Raw genomic sequence first — 16,288 nt, 5'->3', positions numbered from 1 at the left:
GCACGGCACGGCTTCCGCCCGGCCCCGCCTGGCCCGGCCCCGCCCGCCCCGGCCCCGCCCGACCCAGCGCCGCCGACCCAGCCCCGCCCGGCCTAGCGCGGCTTCGGCCCGGCCGGGCACTCTTGGCGTAACCCCGCGGCCGGTCGCGCCCGTGATTCGTCCGTGGCGCGTGAGGCGATCAGCGGGACCCGGTCGGGCTCGGCCGCTCGGCGGCACCGGCTTTGCTCCGCCCTCCCGCCCGCGCCCGCCGACCTCGGTCGTTAGCTCGCTCGGCGGTGGGCCGCCGGTGTGAACGGCTCTTGACGCTCCGTGGCGCGCGCGGTTGACTGCGTGCTCGTAACCGGTTTCGGTACCGGTTCCACACCGTCGTGGGGAGTGTCCTGTGCGAGTCACGATCGCCGAAGTCGCCCAACGCGCCCAGGTGAGCAAGGCGACCGTGTCCCGCGTGCTCAACGGCAAACCGGACGTCGACGCGGCGACGGCGGCGCGGGTGCGGCAGGTCATCGCCGACGTCGGGTACGTGCCCAGCGCGCGTGCCGTCGGGTTGGCCCGGGGCCGGGCCCGCACCGTCGGCATGCTCGTCCCCTCGCTGACCTGGCCGTGGACCAGCGAGGTCGTCCAGGGCGCGGTGGACGAGGTCGAGGCCGAGGGGTACGGGCTGCTGCTCTACACGGTCAACCGGGGCGCGGAGTCGCTCGCGCAGTTCGCCAGCCACGTCTCGGCCAAGGCGTTCGACGGGCTCCTGGTCATCGAGCCGCCGGACACCCTCAGCTACATCGAGACCCTGCACACCCAGGGGCTGCCGGTCGTGATGATCGACGACCGCGGCAGCCGGCCCGGGTTCCCCTCCGTCTCCACCACCAACCGCGAAGGCGCGCGGGACGCCGCACGGCACCTCGTCGCGGCCGGGCGGCGGCGGTTCGCGGTGGTCACCGGGCCGTTGACCTTCGGGTGCGTCAAGGAGCGGCTCGACGGGTTCCTCGACGCGTTGGCGGAGGAGGACGTCCACGTCGATCCCCGCCTGGTGGTCGAGGGCGACTTCAGCACCGACCGGGGCGCGGTGGCGGCGGAGAAGCTGCTCGGCGCGGGACTGCCGTTCGACGCCGTCTTCGCCCACAACGACCTGTCCGCGCTGGGCGTCATCCGGGTGTTGCAGGCGGCCGGGCGGACCGTGCCGGGGGACGTGGCGGTGGTGGGCTTCGACGACATACCGGTCGCCGCGCACACCGAGCTGACGACCGTGCGCCAGCCGATGCGGGAGATGGGCGGCACGGCGGCGCGCCTGCTGCTGTCCCGGCTCGACGGCAACGCCCTGCCCGCCGAACCCGCCGTGCTGCCGACGACCCTGGTGCCCCGCCGCTCGGCGTGAACCCCTACTTCATCGTGGCGATCTGGATCAGGTTGCCGCACGTGTCGTCCAGGACGGCGGTCACGACCGGGCCCAGGTCGGTCGCCTCCTGGGTGAACCGGACGCCCAACCCCTTGAGCCGTTCGACCTCGGCGTGGACGTCGTCCACCGCGAACGACGTGAACGGGATGCCGTCGGCGACCAGCGCCTTCTTGAACGGGTCCGCCGCCGGGTGGGCGCTGGGCTCCAGGAGCAGTTCGACGCCGTCGGGGTCGGCGGGGGAGACGACGGTGAGCCAGCGGTACTCGCCCGCGGGCACGTCGGTCTTCTTGGTGAAGCCGAGCTTGCCGGTGTAGAAGTCCAGCGCCTTGGCCTGGTCGTCCACGAACACGCTGGTCACGTTGATGCGGATCACGACTGGGGGTCCTCTCGGTCGACGGGCCAGCGCTGGAGGATCGCGCGCAGCGGGCTCGTGTCGATGTGGTGGAACTTGTACCGGCCTTCGCGCCGGGTGTGCACCAGCCCGGCCTGTTCGAGGACCGCGAGGTGCTGCGAGATGGCCTGCCGCGAGGAGGCCAGCCCGTGCTTCATGGTCAACCGGCCGCACAGCTCGAACAGCGTCTGGCCGTCCCGCTCGGTCAGCTCGTCCAGGATGGTGCGTCGCGTCGCGTCGCCGATGGCCTTGAACAGGTCCGGGTCAGCGTCCACGCCTCAGTTATAGGCAAGTCGTCACTTGCCTGTCAAGGCACACGATGGGCTGACCGGGCGTTCGGGGTGCTCCGAAGTGACCTTTACCCGCACCGGAAGGTGAGGCTAGCCTAATCTTCGGAGAGGTCCGGATCACTCCCACCGTGCGTTGACTTAGGTTAGGGTAACCAAAGTTCGATCTCCCTGTTGTCGCACCGATGGGACAGAAATGCCACAGCCACCTGTCTTCGACGTCCTCGGCGTCGGCTTCGGGCCCTCGAACCTGGCGCTCGCGATCGCCGTCACCGAGTACAACGCCTCCGCGCGTCCCGAAGACGTGGTGACGGCCCACTTCCTGGAGCGCCAGCCCCGCTTCGGCTGGCACCGCGGGATGCTGCTGGAGGACGCGACCATGCAGGTGTCGTTCCTCAAGGACCTGGTGACCCTGCGCAACCCGACCAGCCCGTTCAGCTTCCTCAACTACCTGCACGGCAAGGGTCGGCTGGTTGACTTCGTCAACCACAAGAACCTGTTCCCGCTGCGCGTGGAGTTCCACGACTACTTCGAGTGGGCCGCCGGACAGGTGGACGACCTGGTGTCCTACGACCACGAGGTCGTGTCGGTGCGGCCGGTCGTGGAGGACGGCGTGGTGACGCACTTCGACGTCGGCTCCCGCACGTCGGCGGGTGAGGTCGAGGTGCGGCGGGCGCGCAACCTCGTGCTGGCGACCGGGTTGCGGGCGAGCCTGCCCGACGGGGTCCAGGCGTCCGAGCGGGTGTGGCACAACCGGGACTTCCTGCAGAAGGTCGAGGCGCTGACCGACCCGCGGCGGCTGGTCGTGGTCGGCGCGGGGCAGAGCGGCGCGGAGGTGACGGCGCACCTGCACGAGCGGTTCCGCGGCGCGGAGGTGTGCGCGGTGTTCGCGCGGTACGGCTACAGCCCGGCCGACGACAGCTCGTTCGCCAACCGGATCTTCGACCCGGGCGCGGTGGACGACTTCTACGCCGCGCCCGAGGACGTCAAGCGCAAGCTCATGGGCTACCACGCCAACACCAACTACGCCGTGGTGGACAACGACCTGATCGCCGAGCTGTACCGCCGGGTGTACCGGGAGAAGGTGCTGGGCGTGCGGCGGTTGCGGGTGCTGAACCTGTCGCGGGTCGCGGAGCTGGTGGAGACCGCGGACGGGGTGCGGGTGACCGTGGAGTCGCTGTCCACCGGCGAGCGGGAGGTGCTGGAGGCGGACGCGATCGTCTACGCCACGGGTTACCGCGAGGCGGACCCGACGGACCTGCTGGGCGAGCTGGCGACGCGGTGCCGGCGCGACGCGGACGGTCGGCTGCGGGTCGGCCGGGACTACCGGGTCGGCACGGACGACGGCGTCGAGGGCGGGCTTTACCTGCAGGGCGGGACCGAGCACACGCACGGCATCTCGTCGTCGCTGCTGTCCAACACGTCCGTGCGGGTGGCCGAGATCCTGTCGTCGGTGCTGGAGCGGCGGGAGCCGGCGGTGCCGGAGCAGCCCGCGTACGCCGCGACGAGCAGTTAGGTCCTTTGTGGACCGATGGTTCCCGGTCGAGGGGTCGGTCTCCACAACGGGCCGGTGTTCGGTTAGCCTCGCCTAAACGTTCGATCCAGGGAGCGGGTGGATGACCTCTCGGTTGCGCGGCGAGGGCCTGACGCTGGCCTACGACGAACGGCTCGTGGCCGCCGGCTTGGACGTGGCGATCCCGAACGGGTCGTTCACCGTCATCGTCGGTCCGAACGCGTGCGGCAAGTCCACGCTGCTCAAGGCGTTGGCGCGGATGCTCAAGCCACGCGCGGGCACCGTCTACCTCGACGGCGCGGCGATCGCCTCCTACCGCTCCAAGGAGGTCGCGCGGCGGCTCGGGCTGCTGCCGCAGTCGTCCATCGCGCCCGGCGGGATCACCGTGGGGGAGCTGGTCGCGCGCGGCCGGTACCCGCACCAGGGCCTGCTGCGGCAGTGGTCGCCGGAGGACGAGGGGATCACCGCCGAGGCGATGCGGCTGACCGGCGTGCACAACCTGGCCGACCGGCAGGTCGACGAGCTGTCCGGCGGGCAGCGGCAACGGGTGTGGCTCGCGATGGTGCTGGCGCAACAGACGTCGATCCTGCTGCTGGACGAGCCGACGACGTTCCTGGACATCGCGCACCAGATCGAGGTGCTCGACCTGTGCGCCGACCTGCACGAGGACGGCGGGCACACGCTGGTGGCGGTCCTGCACGACCTGAACCAGGCGTGCCGGTACGCGACGCACCTGATCGCCATGAAGCCGGGCGAGGGCGTGGTGGCGCAGGGCGACCCGGCGACCGTCGTGACGGCCGACCTGGTGGAGGACGTCTTCGGCCTGCCGTGCCGCGTGATCGAGGACCCGGAGACGGGGACGCCGATGGTCGTGCCACTGCGCCGGCAACGGGTCGCCATCGCGTCCTGAGCGGTCGGGCGCCGGCGGGGGTCACGCGCGCCAGCGGTCTCGGTGACCGAACCGGCGAGGGCGACACCGCCGTCCGCGCGGATGTCGGCGACCATGCGGTCGGCCCCGGCCGGGTCGTTGACCACGAAGCGCCCTGGCGCGCGTAGGCCTCCTCCAGGCCGCTGCCCGTGCCGGTGATCACGACCGCTTCGCCGTCCAGGAACCCCCTGTGCGCGGTGTGCCGCAACGCGCCGCGCGAAATCACCCGAACGGGAACGCCGAGAATGGCGGAGACCGTGCTAAAAAGGAGGTTCGCCTCAAATACGGGAATGAGGCTGGAATTCGATACAAGTCCATTGTATCACAGGGGGCAAGGGTGACGACAGGGGAATTGTCCACCGAACGGCAGCGGATTTCCTTCCTGTACGAGCGGCTCGACCGGGAGCGGGCCGAGGCCCAGGCGCGGTTGGCCGCCGCGCTGCTCGACGCGCACGAGCGGCGGTGGCACCGGGAGGTGGCGGTGCGGACGCTGTCCGAGCAGGTCAGCCGGTTGCGGGTGGCGGATGAGGGGTTGTGCTTCGGGCGCATCGACCGGGTCGACGGCAGCCGCGCCTACATCGGTCGGATCGGGTTGTTCGACCCCGACGACGACTACGCCCCGCTGCTCACCGATTGGCGCGCGCCGGTCGCCCGGCCGTTCTACACGGCCACCGGCGCGAATCCGGAGGGCGTGACCCGGCGGCGGCATTTCCGCACCCGCGGGCGCGCGCTGGAGGGATTCCACGACGACGAGCTGCAACTCGACGCGACGGCGTTGTCGGCCGCCCTGGAAGCGCCGCGCACGGAAACCATGCGGGACATCGTCGCGACCATCCAGGCCGAGCAGGACGAGGTGATCCGGCTCGACCACCGGGGCGTGCTGGTCATCGAGGGCGGTCCTGGCACGGGCAAGACCGCCGTCGCGCTGCACCGCGTCGCCTACCTGCTCTACACGCAGCGGGAACGGCTGTCGCGCCAGGGCGTGCTGGTCGTCGGCCCCAACCCGGGCTTCCTGCGCTACATCGGCGACGTGCTGCCGTCGCTGGGCGAGACGGACGTGGTGTTCGCGACGCCGGGGGAGCTGTTCCCGGGCGTGCGGGCGCGCCGCGAGGACCCGCCCGAGGTGCAGGGGCTCAAGGGCGGGCTGGCGGCGGTGGACCTGGTGCGGGAGGCCGTCGCCGACCGGCAGGAGCTGCCCGTCGAGCCGGTGCCGGTCGAGCTGGAGGACGTGACCGTGCCGGTGGACGCCGAGCTGGTGGCGGTCGCGCGGGACCGGGCGCGCGCGAGCGGGTTGCGGCACAACGAGGCGCGGCCGGTGTTCCTCGCGGCGCTGGTGGACGTGCTGGTCGCGCCGGCGCTGGCGCTGATCGGGCACGACTGGCCGGAGCTGGCGGCGGACGTGCGGCGGGAGCTGACGCACAACGCCGACCTGCGGGCCCTGGCCGACGTCCTGTGGCCGGTGCTCACGCCGCAGGCGTTGCTGGCCGACCTGTACGAGGGGCGGTGCCTGGCGCTGGGCTACCCCGAGCTGTACCGGGAGGCCGGGCGGGCGTGGACGGTGGCCGACGTGCCGCTGCTGGACGAGGCCGCGGAGCTGCTCGGGACCACCGACGAGGCCGTGCGGGCGGCCGAGCGCGAGCGGGCGGCGGAGGTCGCGTACGCGCGGGGTGTGCTGGAGGTGCTGGACATGGAGGGGTACTACGACACCGACGACGAGCTGCGCGTGACCGACCTGCTGGACTCCGAGTGGCTGGCCGACCGGCACGCCGTCGTCGACCACCGGACCGTGGCCGAGCGGGCCTCCGCGGACCGGGAGTGGACCTACGGGCACGTGGTGGTGGACGAGGCGCAGGAACTGTCCGAAATGGACTGGCGGGTGCTGATGCGGCGGTGTCCCAACCGTTCCATGACCGTCGTCGGCGACCTCGCGCAGCGGCAGGCGGAGGCCGGGGTGCGGTCGTGGGAGGCGGTGCTGGCGCCGTACGTGCGGGAGCGGTGGGCGTACCGGCGGTTGACCGTGAACTACCGGACGCCCGCGGAGATCATGTCCTACGCGGCGGCGGCGCTGGCGGAGGTGGACGCGTCGGCCGAGCCGCCGCGGTCGGTGCGCCGGGGATCGAAGCCGGTGGAGATGGTCGTGTCGGACCTGTCGGTGGTGTCGCGGTTGCGGGGCGAGTCGGGGACGTTCGCGGTGATCTCACCGGACGGCCCGCTCACGCCGCGCGCGGCCAAGGGGTTGGAGTTCGACGTGGTGGTGGTCGTGGAGCCGGAACGCATGTCGCCGGCCGAGCGGTACGTGGCCCTGACCCGGGCCACGCGCGAACTGGTGGTGGTGCGCCGCGGCGACCCGGCGGCCACCAGACTCGCCGCCCTGGCCGCCCTCCACTGACAGCCGGTTGGGCTGGCGCGCCGTTCCCGACGGGCGGCGCGCCACCCGTTCACGCAGGCAGGGGGGGCGGTTTCGTGGTCTCACCCAATCGTGTGACATGCAGGATCCGCGACCAACCACCGACTCACGCGTCCCGTAGATGAGGAGGGCGGGCGGGCGGACCTCTGTCAGTCACCCGGCCCCGGTCACCCGGCCCCGGTCACCCGGCCCCGGTCACCCGGCCCCGGTCACCCGGGATCGGTCACCCGGGATCGGTCACCTGGGATCGGTCACCTGGGATCGGTCACCCGGGTTCGGTCACTCGGGCGCGGTGGTCGGGGCCTTCAGGTTCGGCAGGACTTCCGCGCCGAACAGCCGGATCGTGTCCAGGACCGCCCCGTGCGGCAGCCCGCCGATGTCCACCATGACCAGGTGGGCGTCCAGGCCCAGCAGGCGGCCCAGGTCGTTGAGGCGCTCGGTCACCTCGGCCGGGTCGCCGCACACCGCCGCGCCGTCCATGAGCACGTCCACGTCCACGTCGCCGTCACCACGCCACGGGTCGGCGAAGTGCGCGTAGGCCGCGAGGTGCGGACGCCACACCTCGCGGGCGCGGGCGGCCGACGGGGCGACGAACACGTGACTGGGCAACGCGACCCGCCCACCGCCGATCGCCGCTTGGCCGCTGCCGCGCGCGGTTCGGGTGCTCATCGCCGTTCGGTTGCTCGTCGCCGTTCGGTTGCTCATCGCGGTTCGGGTGCCCATCGCGGCTCGGTAGCGTTCGACCACGGCGCGGTGCGTGCTGGGGTCGCGCAGGGTGCTGGGGAGCATCAGGGGGAGTTCCAGTTCCACCGCCAGGTCCGCGGACACGGCCGATCCGCTGCCGATCCACACCAGCGGGCGGGGTCGCTGGAGGGGCCTTGGCGTCGTGGTCACGTCCACCAGGGGGCTGCGGAAGCGGCCGTTCCAGGTCACGTGTGGCTCTTCCAGCAGGCGCAGCAGGAGGCGCAGGTTCTCGTCGAAACGGGCGCGTAGGTCGTCCTGCACGCCGAAGGCCGCGTCGGTCCGCTGGGACACCCCGCGCGCGACGATCATCTCCGCGCGACCGCCGGACAGGACGTCCAGGGTCGCCAGCTCCTCGGCCACCCGGACCGGGTCGTGGTGGGCCAGCAGGGTCACGCCGGTGGACAGGCGCAGGCGCGAGGTCCGCTCGGCGATGGTGGCCAGCAGCAGCTCCGGCGCGGAGACGATGTAGCGGGTGAAGTGGTGCTCGCCGATCGCGACGCCGGTGAACCCCGCCTCCTCGGCCACCACGGCCTGCTCGACGATCGCGCGCAACCGTTGCGCCTCGCTCACCACCCGCCCCGTGCTCGGGTCCGGCAGGTGGTCGCCCAGGATCAGCAGGTAGACGTCCATCGCGCAATCTTGCACCGCGCGGTTACGGTGGGCGTCGTGAGCCTCGATCATGATGTCGTCACCGTGTCCGACAACCCCGAGCTGTCCCGGTTCGAAGTGCACCTGGACGGTCGGCTCGGCGGGTTCGCCGAGTACGTCCTCAAGCCCGGCCGGATCGTGTTCACCCACACCGAGGTCGCGGTCGAGGGCAAGGGGCTGGCCGGCGCGCTGGTGAAGCAGGCGCTGGCCGACGTGCGCGAGCGCGGGCTCAAGGTCGTTCCCCAGTGCCCGTTCGTGCGCGGCTACCTGGAGAAGCACCCGGAACTCGCGGACGTCGTCACGGAGTAGCACCCGCGTCCGCCGGAGGTTACCGGCAAGTAGTATCCGGGGATGGAGTGGACCGAGCCCGGAGTCTTCGAGGTCGCGCCCGGTGTGCACCGGATCCCGCTGCCGCTGCCCAACGACGGCCTGCACACCGTGAACGTCTACGCGATCGAGGACGGCGACGGGCTCGTGCTCGTCGACGCCGGGTGGGCGCTCGCGGAGGGCGAACGGGCGCTGGAGAGCGCGTTGGGCGCGCTCGGGCGGGACTTCGCCGACATCCGGCGGTTCCTGGTCACCCACCTGCACCGCGACCACTACACCCTGGCCGTGGCGTTGCGGCGGCGGTTCGGGACGCGCGTCGCGCTGGGGCTGGGGGAGCAGCCGTCCATGCGCCGGATCATCAGCCGCACCCGCGACGGGCAGCTCGGCGACCTCCTGCGCTGGGGCGGCGGCGAGCTGGCCGACCGGTGGCGCAAGGCGGTCGAGGCGGTCGGCGAGGCCGAGCTGCGCGACTACGAGGAGCCCGACGAGTGGCTCACCGAGACCGACCTCGGGCTGGACAAGCGGGTCCTGCGCGTGCTGCCGACGCCCGGCCACACGCGCGGGCACGTCGTGTTCGTGGACGTCGAGTCGTCACTGCTGTTCGCCGGCGACCACGTGCTGCCGCACATCACCCCCTCCATCGGGTTCGAACCGGCCCGCCCCGAACTGCCGCTGGGCGACTACCTCGACTCCCTGCGGCTCGTCCGCTCCTACCCCGACCTGCGGCTGCTGCCCGCGCACGGCCCGGTGACCGACTCCAGCCACGCCCGCGTGGACGAACTGCTGGCGCACCACGAGCAGCGGCTGGACGCGACCCTGGCCGCCGTCCGCTCGGGCACCGGCACGGCGTTCGAGACGGCCCGCAAGCTGGGCTGGACCCGGCGCGACCGGCGGTTCGACGAGCTGGACCTGTTCAACCGCGTGCTGGCCACCGGCGAGACCGCCGCCCACCTGGACGTCCTGGCGCGCCGCGGCCTGGTCCGGGTCGAGGCGGTGGACGGGGTGGACGTCTACGCCGCCGGCTGACCGAAGTGGGCCGCGAGGACCGGGGTGAGGACGTCCGGTCCCACGCCGTGCCACTCGCCGGGCAGCGTGACGCGGGTGGCGTCGGGCAGGCGCCGGGCCACGCCGTCGGACCACTCGCGCAGGCGCGGGTCGGACCGCTCGCTGTCCACCACGAGCGCCGGCACCCGCACGGCTGTCAGGTCCGGCGCTGCGCCCGTGATCGCCAGGTCGTAGACCAGCGTGTGCGCGAGCTCCTCCAGCGCGGCCCACGCGGGCGACCGCCGCAGGCCCGCCACGAACTCCTCGGGCACCCCGATAGCCTGGTTGAACCGCAGCACGGCGTCACCCCGGCGGCCCTCCCGCACCAACTGCTCCAGCTCGGCGACGAGTTCGACCTCCGGCACCGGGTCGTCGGCCAGCGGCGGCTCCAACAGGCTCAACCGGGTGATCGGCGCACCCGCCGCGGCGGCGTGCAGCGCCAGCACCGCCCCGGACGAGAACCCGTGGACGCCCGCCGCCCCGCCGGCCGCGTCGATGACCGCCCGCAGGTCGTCCACCTCGCGCCCGATCGTGTAGGGCGGTGTGTCGGTGCTCTCGCCGCGTCCGCGCCGGTCGTAGGTGAAGACGGTGAAGTCCGGGGCCAGCGCCTCGGCCAGGGCGTCCATCGGGCCGTTGCCGCGGAAGCAGCTCGCCGCGTCCACCAGCACGACCGGCGGGCCGGAGCCGGTGCGGGTGTAGCCGATGGTCGTGCCATCGGCCGAGGTCACGGTGGACATCTTCGCCTCCTCGAACTGGTTCTCGATCTTCGAGGAGACCGTACGCGCGAGCACCGACAATTCCGGGCGTGGAGCTGCCGGAGGCGTCGGAACCGGTCAGCGGGGCAGCTTCACCACGGTCACGAAGAAGTCGTCGATCTGCCGCACGACCTCGATGAACCGGTCGAAGTCCACCGGCTTGGTCACGTACGCGTTGGCGTGCAGGTTGTAGGAGCGCAGGATGTCCTCCTCCGCCTCCGACGTCGTCAGCACCACCACCGGGATCGTGCGCAGCGACTCGTCCGCCTTGACCTGCGCCAACACCTCCCGGCCGTCCATCTTCGGCAGGTTGAGGTCCAGCAGGATCAGCCCCGGCCGGGGCGCGTCGGCGTACTGGCCCTCGCGGCGCAGGAACTCCAGGGCCTCCACGCCGTCGCGCACCACGTGCAGCTGGTTGCGGATCTTGTGGTGCTCGAACGCCTCCTGCGTCATCAGGGCGTCGCCGGGGTCGTCCTCCACCAGCAGCACGTCGACCACGTTCAGGGAGTCATTCATCGGATTCCTCGGTGTCCTCTACTGCCGGCAGGGTGAACTTGAACGTCGTGCCGGTGCCGCCACCGGTGTCCAACCAGATGGTGCCGCCGTGGTACTCGATGATCTTCCGGCACATCGCGAGGCCGATGCCGGTGCCCGGGTAGTCGTCCTTGTGGTGCAGGCGCTGGAAGATCACGAAGATCCGTTCAGCGTACTCGGCGTCGATGCCGATGCCGTTGTCGCTCACCGTGAAGGTCCAGTGGTCGTCGGTGCGCTCCACCCCGACGCGCACCACCGGCGGGTCCTCGCCGTGGAACTTCAACGCGTTGCTGACCAGGTTGCCGAACACGCCGCCGAGCAGCGACGCCTCGCCGCGCACGGTCGGCAGCTCCGCGGCCTCGATCGTCGCGCCGGTGCGCTCGATGACCTCGGAGTAGCTGTCCATGACCTGCGCGAGGGTCTCGTTCAGGTCGACCAGGGTGTGCTCGCGGGTGAGCCGGCCGACCCGGGAGAACGCCAGCAGGTCGTTGATCAGCACCTGCATCCGCTTGGCGCCGTCCACCGCGAACCGCAGGTACTGCTCGCCGCGCTCGTCCAGCTGGCCCGAGTAGCGGCGTTCCAGCAGCTGGCAGAAGCTCGCGACCTTGCGCAGCGGCTCCTGGAGGTCGTGCGAGGCGACGTAGGCGAACTGCTCCAGCTCGGAGTTGGACCGCCGCAGGTCCTCCAGGTCGCGCAGGATGCGGGTGCGCATGGCGTCGACGTCCTCGCCGAGCATCACCGTCTCGCGCGGCCCGCCGGTCTCCACGACGTGCTCGAAGTCGCCCGAGGACACCTCGCGCACCTGGCCCGCCAGCACCGACAGCGGCCGGATCAGGATCCGGTACAGCACCACCGCCACCGCCGTGATGATCACCACCAGCAGCACGCCCAGGCCGATGACCAGGAACAACACCTGGTCGGCGACGGCGTCGAGGTCCACCCGGGCGCGGGCCGCGTCACCGGCGAGCTCGGCCTCCAGCGCCGAGACCGCGCCGCGCAGGTTGTCGAACACCTCCTTGCCGCGCTCGGTGCCGGCCACGTCGACCTGCGGGCTGTCGGCGGCGCGGATCTGGGCGACGATCCGCTCGGCGTACTCGGCGCGCCAGTTCGCGGTCAGCCGGGTGATGGCGTCGACCCGCGCGACCAGGTCCGGGCGGACCTCCGTGAGCAGCCGCCGGGCCTCGGCCAGCGAGTCGGTCTCGATCCTCTGCCCGGCGCGGTAGCCGTCGAGGAACTCCTCCTTGGCGGTGAGCGCGAAGCCGCGGACGGAACTCTCCTGGTCGACCAGCGCGCCGTCGACCTCCTGCACCGCGCGCCGGGCCGGCCCGACCTGGTCCAGCAGGACGGTCCGCGCGTCGGTCAGGCCCATCAGCGCGACGGCCACGCCGCCGATCGCGCTCGCGCAGACGATGATCAGGATGGCCACGGCGGCCACGAGCAGCCGGCTCGCCGGCCAGCGGGTGCGGTAGTCCATCAGCCCTGGTCCGAGATCAGCAGTACGGCCATGTCGTCGTCCAGCTCGCCGCCGTTGAGCTCCTTGACCCGGGAGATCAGCGAGTCCAGCAGCCCGGCGGGGTCGCGCGCCCAGTCCGGGCGTTCGCGGGTGATGTCGTCGATCAGCCCGATCAGGCGCTCCGAACCCAGCCGCTCGGGGTCGCCCTTGACCCGGCCCTCGACCAGGCCGTCGGTGTAGAGCAGCAGCGACCAGCCGGGCGGCAGCGGCACGTCCAGGCCGCTCCACGTGCTGTCCGGCAGCACGCCCAGCGGCAGGCCGGCGCGGTCGCGGGGCAGCTCGGTGACCCGGTCGCCGACCAGCAGCATCGGCTCGGGGTGCCCGGCCAGGTAGATGCGGGCCCACTTGCGGTCCGGGGCGATGGACACCATGCACACGGTGGTGAACAGGCCCGGCTGGTGTCTCTCGTGCTCCAGGATCTCGTGCATCGTGCGCAGCGCCCGCGACGGCTCCTGGTCGGCCAGCACCAGCGCCCGCCACGCGATGCGCAGCAGCACGCCCAGCGCGGCCTCGTCCGGGCCGTGGCCGCAGACGTCGCCGATCAGGACCTGGAGCGTGCCGTCGCGGGTGCGGACGACGTCGAAGAAGTCGCCGCCGAGCAGCATCCGGCTGCCGCCGGGCCGGTAGCGGACCTCCACGCCCAGGTCCGGGCCGTGCAGGATCGGGGTGGGCAGCAGGCCGCGTTCCAACCGGGTCTTCTCGGCGGCGTGCAACTGCTCGTCGCGCAACTGCCGCTGGGTCTCCTCGGCGCGCTTGCGGCCGACCGCGTACCGGATGCCGCGCAGCAGCAGCGGGCCGTCCACCTGGCCCTTGACCAAGTAGTCCTCGGCGCCGGCGGCGACCGCGCGTTCGCCCTGGAGCTCGTCGTTGAGTCCGGTGAGGACGATGACGGCGGGTGGGGAGGACACCGAGAGCAGCCGGGTGAGGCCGTCGAGGCCGGTGGTGTCGGGGAGGCCGAGGTCGAGCAGGACGCAGTCCACCTTGGCCAGCAGCCGGGTCGCTTCCCGCAGCGTGCGCACGTGGTGCAGCTCGACGTCCGCGCCGACCTCCTCCAACAGCGCCTCGACCAGCACGGCGTCGCCCTCGTCGTCCTCGACGAGCAGCACCGTGATGCGGTCCGCGCCGCTGAGCCCAGTCACGGCATGGGACCCTAGCCGAACAGCGATCACCCGCGCCCCACGCGGTTCGGCGGGTTGCGTTGGTCCGGTCGGCCGGGTGGCGGTTGGTGGGGTTGGCGGCCTGCCCTCGACGGTCGGTCCCGGGCTGCCCGAGCTGAGCCGCCGAGCCCCGCCCCGCGCCGCCCACTGATGGATAACGGCCGCACCCGCCACCCCACCCACGCCGACCCGGCACCCCGCCGAACCTGGGTCCGGCACGAGCAGGTGAAGATGGGTGGGTGAGCTTTTCGCAGATGGTGGCGTTGACCCCCCGGTTGCCCCGGCGTGGGCGGGGGTTCTGGTATTCGGTGGCCATCGACGTGTTGTGGCCGTTCGTCGTCTTCTTCGTGCGGATGCGGATGGTGGGGCGGCACAACGTGCCCCGGCGCGGGCCGGTGCTGCTCGCGTCCAACCACCTCTCCTTCGCCGACCCCGTCACGCTGACCGCGTTCGCGCTCGCCTCCGGCCGGGTGCCGCGGTACTTCGCCAAGGCCAGCCTGTGGAAGGCCCCCGTCATCGGATGGGTGATGTCCGGCGGCCGGCACATCCCCGTGGACCGCGGCACCGTCCAGGCGAGCCGCGCGCTGGACACCGCCCGCGCCTCCCTCGCCGACGACCAGTGCGTGATCGTCTACCCCGAGGGCACCTTCAGCGACGACCCCGACGGCTGGCCGATGAAGGGCAAGAACGGCGTCGCCCGCCTGGCCCTGCAGACCCGCACCCCCGTCGTCCCGGTGGCGCAGTGGGGCACCCGCCGACTGCTCCCGCCGGGCCGCTTCCTGCCCCGCCCGTGGACGAAGGTGCACGTCGTCGCCGGCCCGCCGGTAGACCTGTCCGACCTCTACGACCAGCGCCTGGGCAAGACCGTCCTGGACGAGGCCACCGCCCGCATCATGGACGCCGTCACCACCCTCCTCGCCGACGTGCGCCGGCTCCCACATCCTGGGAGCCGGTGACGCTTCCCCTTGCCCTCGCTAGCGTTCGAAGCTCCCCGCTTTCCCGGAGTGTGAGCGATGGCCGAGGAACCGCGCCGCAGGGCGCCGAACGAGGACTGGCTGGCCGTGATCGTGGGACTGGCGCTGTTCGCGCTGGCCCTCACCGGCGTGATCACCCCGGGGCTGGTGCCCTGATGACCACGTCGGAACAAACCCGGAAGCCGTTGCTGCACGCCGCTTCGGGCGTCCTGGTGGTGCTGGCGCTGTCCTGGGTCGCGCGGTACCTGTCGGCGGAAGTGCCCAAGGCCACCAAGGGCACGGCGCTCGCGGGCGTCGGGGCCTCGATCGAGTTCCCGATCTACGCGATCCTGCTCGGGCTCCTGGGCAACGCGGTGCTGTCCGCGACCGGGCTGCGCGACCGGCTCGCCGGCGGTTTCCGCACGGAGTTCTTCATCAAGACCGGCCTGGTGCTGCTCGGCGCGTCGATCAACCTGTCGGTGATCGTGTCCAACGCCGGCCCGGCGATCGCGCAGTCGGTGGTGCTGATCAGCGTGGTGTTCGGGTTCGCCTGGTGGCTGGGCGGGCGGCTCGGGCTGGACGACAAGCTGCGCGCGCTACTGTCGGCGGCGGTGGCGATCTGCGGCGTCAGCGCGGCCATCGCGGCGGCGGGCGCGGTGCAGGCCAGGCGCGAGCAGCTCGCCTACAGCGCGAGCCTGGTGATCGTGTTCGCGCTGCCGTCGATCTTCGTGCTGCCGGCGGCGGCCACCGCGCTGGGCCTGGACCCGGCCACGACCGGCGCGTGGATCGGCGGCAACATCGACACGACGGCGGCGGTGACGGCGGCGGGCACGCTGGCGGGGGAGGAGTCCCTGCAGGTCGCCACGATCGTGAAGGTCACCCAGAACGCGCTGCTCGGCGTCGTCGCGGTCGCGCTGACCGCCTACTTCGCGCTGAAGGTCGAGCGCAAGCCGGTCGGCGTGTCGGCGGGGCGGCAGCTGTGGGACCGGTTCCCCAAGTTCGTCCTGGGGTTCCTGGCCACCTCGATCATCGCGACCGCCTACCTGGCGGCCGTGCCGTCGGGCAAGGCGGCGATCGGCGTGGTGAACGACCTGCGGACGTGGTTCCTCGTCCTGGCGTTCGTCAGCATCGGCCTGGAGTTCCGGGTGAGCGCGCTCAAGCAGGCCGGGTGGCGGCCGGTGGGCGTGTTCGCGGCGGCGACCGGCGTGAACGTGCTGGCGGCCCTAGGGCTCGCGCTGGCGCTGTTTTGAGCGCTCCCAGTTGAGGTACTGGCCGGCGGCGGTGGACAGGCTGGTGAGCAGCCACACCGCCACGCCCGCGTCGTCGGTGATGCCGACCACGGGCAGCAGCTCCGGCAGGATGTCGATGGGGGAGACCAGGTAGACCAGGGCGAAGCCCCACTGGGCCAGGCGGCTGCCGGGCAGGCCGTACTCCTTGCGCCGCTTGAGCAGCCGGGGCAGGGCCTTGGCGCGGTCGACGATCGAGCCGACCGGTGCGGGTTCGCCGCCCACCGTCCACCGGCGCCGGCGGCGGACCACGCCGTAGGCCAGGGACGCGGCGGACAGGACGAGCAGCGCGATGCCGACCGCGGCCGGGGGCAGCCCGAACAGGTCGGCATCGCGCCACACCAGGGTGGACACCCCGATCGCGGCGAGCATGACGCCGAGGAAGATCACACGCCCAGGGTATCCGGAAAC

General features: G+C 72.3%; 16 protein-coding genes. 8 read left to right on the top strand and 8 right to left on the bottom strand.

Annotated elements, in window-relative coordinates; genetic code table 11:
- Positions 1-382 precede the first annotated feature (382 nt).
- The gene (locus AB0A74_RS36155) at positions 383-1,369 is read left to right on the top strand and encodes a LacI family DNA-binding transcriptional regulator (RefSeq protein WP_358256759.1); all 987 of its coding nucleotides are present in this window, start codon (positions 383-385) and stop codon (positions 1,367-1,369) included.
- Positions 1,370-1,373: 4 nt separating this feature from the next.
- Here the strand turns inward: AB0A74_RS36155 and AB0A74_RS36150 are convergent, their stop codons facing one another.
- The gene (locus AB0A74_RS36150; protein WP_358256757.1) at positions 1,374-1,763 is read right to left on the bottom strand and encodes a VOC family protein; all 390 of its coding nucleotides are present in this window, start codon (positions 1,761-1,763) and stop codon (positions 1,374-1,376) included.
- Positions 1,760-2,056: a metalloregulator ArsR/SmtB family transcription factor gene (locus AB0A74_RS36145; RefSeq protein WP_358256755.1), complete on the bottom strand. Its 297-nt coding sequence runs from the start codon at positions 2,054-2,056 to the stop codon at positions 1,760-1,762. Before AB0A74_RS36145 ends, AB0A74_RS36150 begins: the two co-directional genes overlap by 4 nt.
- A 208-nt stretch (positions 2,057-2,264) precedes the next feature.
- Between AB0A74_RS36145 and AB0A74_RS36140 the strand changes: the two genes are divergently transcribed.
- The 3 genes from AB0A74_RS36140 (at position 2,265) to AB0A74_RS36130 (ending at position 6,898) form a co-directional block, all read left to right on the top strand.
- Complete coding sequence (locus AB0A74_RS36140; protein WP_358256754.1) at positions 2,265-3,584, top strand: lysine N(6)-hydroxylase/L-ornithine N(5)-oxygenase family protein; 1,320 nt, start codon at positions 2,265-2,267, stop codon at positions 3,582-3,584.
- Between the two features lie 100 nt (positions 3,585-3,684).
- Positions 3,685-4,491, top strand: coding sequence for an ABC transporter ATP-binding protein (locus tag AB0A74_RS36135; protein WP_358256752.1), 807 nt, complete (start codon positions 3,685-3,687; stop codon positions 4,489-4,491).
- Between the two features lie 355 nt (positions 4,492-4,846).
- Positions 4,847-6,898, top strand: coding sequence for a UvrD-helicase domain-containing protein (locus AB0A74_RS36130; protein ID WP_358256750.1), 2,052 nt, complete (start codon positions 4,847-4,849; stop codon positions 6,896-6,898).
- Between the two features lie 297 nt (positions 6,899-7,195).
- Here the strand turns inward: AB0A74_RS36130 and AB0A74_RS36125 are convergent, their stop codons facing one another.
- Positions 7,196-8,290 (bottom strand): LLM class flavin-dependent oxidoreductase, encoded by a 1,095-nt coding sequence (locus AB0A74_RS36125; RefSeq protein WP_358256748.1) that lies wholly within the window; start codon positions 8,288-8,290, stop codon positions 7,196-7,198.
- 36 nt (positions 8,291-8,326) lie between these two features.
- Here AB0A74_RS36125 and AB0A74_RS36120 point away from each other — a divergent pair, with 36 nt between their 5' ends.
- Both AB0A74_RS36120 and AB0A74_RS36115 read left to right on the top strand, forming a co-directional pair.
- Positions 8,327-8,617: a GNAT family N-acetyltransferase gene (locus tag AB0A74_RS36120; protein ID WP_358256747.1), complete on the top strand. Its 291-nt coding sequence runs from the start codon at positions 8,327-8,329 to the stop codon at positions 8,615-8,617.
- A 42-nt stretch (positions 8,618-8,659) separates the two neighbouring features.
- Entirely contained in the window at positions 8,660-9,661 is a 1,002-nt protein-coding gene (locus tag AB0A74_RS36115) for an MBL fold metallo-hydrolase (RefSeq protein WP_358256745.1), read from the top strand.
- On the opposite strand, the gene AB0A74_RS36110 is transcribed toward AB0A74_RS36115, so the two are convergent.
- The 4 genes from AB0A74_RS36110 to AB0A74_RS36095 are packed head-to-tail and all read right to left on the bottom strand — an operon-like array spanning position 9,646 to position 13,620.
- The gene (locus tag AB0A74_RS36110; RefSeq protein WP_358256743.1) at positions 9,646-10,470 is read right to left on the bottom strand and encodes an alpha/beta fold hydrolase; all 825 of its coding nucleotides are present in this window, start codon (positions 10,468-10,470) and stop codon (positions 9,646-9,648) included. The genes AB0A74_RS36115 and AB0A74_RS36110 overlap by 16 nt on opposite strands.
- Positions 10,471-10,512: 42 nt before the next feature.
- The gene (locus tag AB0A74_RS36105; RefSeq protein WP_358256742.1) at positions 10,513-10,950 is read right to left on the bottom strand and encodes a response regulator; all 438 of its coding nucleotides are present in this window, start codon (positions 10,948-10,950) and stop codon (positions 10,513-10,515) included.
- Positions 10,943-12,442 (bottom strand): ATP-binding protein, encoded by a 1,500-nt coding sequence (locus tag AB0A74_RS36100; protein WP_358256740.1) that lies wholly within the window; start codon positions 12,440-12,442, stop codon positions 10,943-10,945. The genes AB0A74_RS36105 and AB0A74_RS36100 overlap by 8 nt, the downstream gene beginning before the upstream one ends.
- Complete coding sequence (locus AB0A74_RS36095) at positions 12,442-13,620, bottom strand: fused response regulator/phosphatase (protein WP_358256738.1); 1,179 nt, start codon at positions 13,618-13,620, stop codon at positions 12,442-12,444. Before AB0A74_RS36095 ends, AB0A74_RS36100 begins: the two co-directional genes overlap by 1 nt.
- A gap of 272 nt (positions 13,621-13,892) precedes the next feature.
- Here AB0A74_RS36095 and AB0A74_RS36090 point away from each other — a divergent pair, with 272 nt between their 5' ends.
- Positions 13,893-14,594 (top strand): lysophospholipid acyltransferase family protein, encoded by a 702-nt coding sequence (locus AB0A74_RS36090; protein ID WP_358256761.1) that lies wholly within the window; start codon positions 13,893-13,895, stop codon positions 14,592-14,594.
- Between the two features lie 173 nt (positions 14,595-14,767).
- Positions 14,768-15,841 carry a putative sulfate exporter family transporter gene (locus tag AB0A74_RS36085; protein ID WP_358256736.1) on the top strand — a complete coding sequence of 358 codons (1,074 nt, stop codon included), beginning with the start codon at positions 14,768-14,770 and terminating at the stop codon, positions 15,839-15,841.
- On the opposite strand, the gene AB0A74_RS36080 is transcribed toward AB0A74_RS36085, so the two are convergent.
- Positions 15,815-16,267: a YkvA family protein gene (locus tag AB0A74_RS36080; RefSeq protein WP_343934857.1), complete on the bottom strand. Its 453-nt coding sequence runs from the start codon at positions 16,265-16,267 to the stop codon at positions 15,815-15,817. The genes AB0A74_RS36085 and AB0A74_RS36080 overlap by 27 nt on opposite strands.
- Positions 16,268-16,288: the final 21 nt, after the last annotated feature.

This window comes from Saccharothrix sp. NPDC042600 (genome assembly GCF_040647305.1).
In the GTDB taxonomy this organism is placed as follows: domain Bacteria; phylum Actinomycetota; class Actinomycetes; order Mycobacteriales; family Pseudonocardiaceae; genus Actinosynnema; species Actinosynnema mutabilis.
The sequence above is the reverse complement of the archived record's forward strand: the minus strand, read 5'-3'. Positions and strand labels throughout refer to the sequence as shown.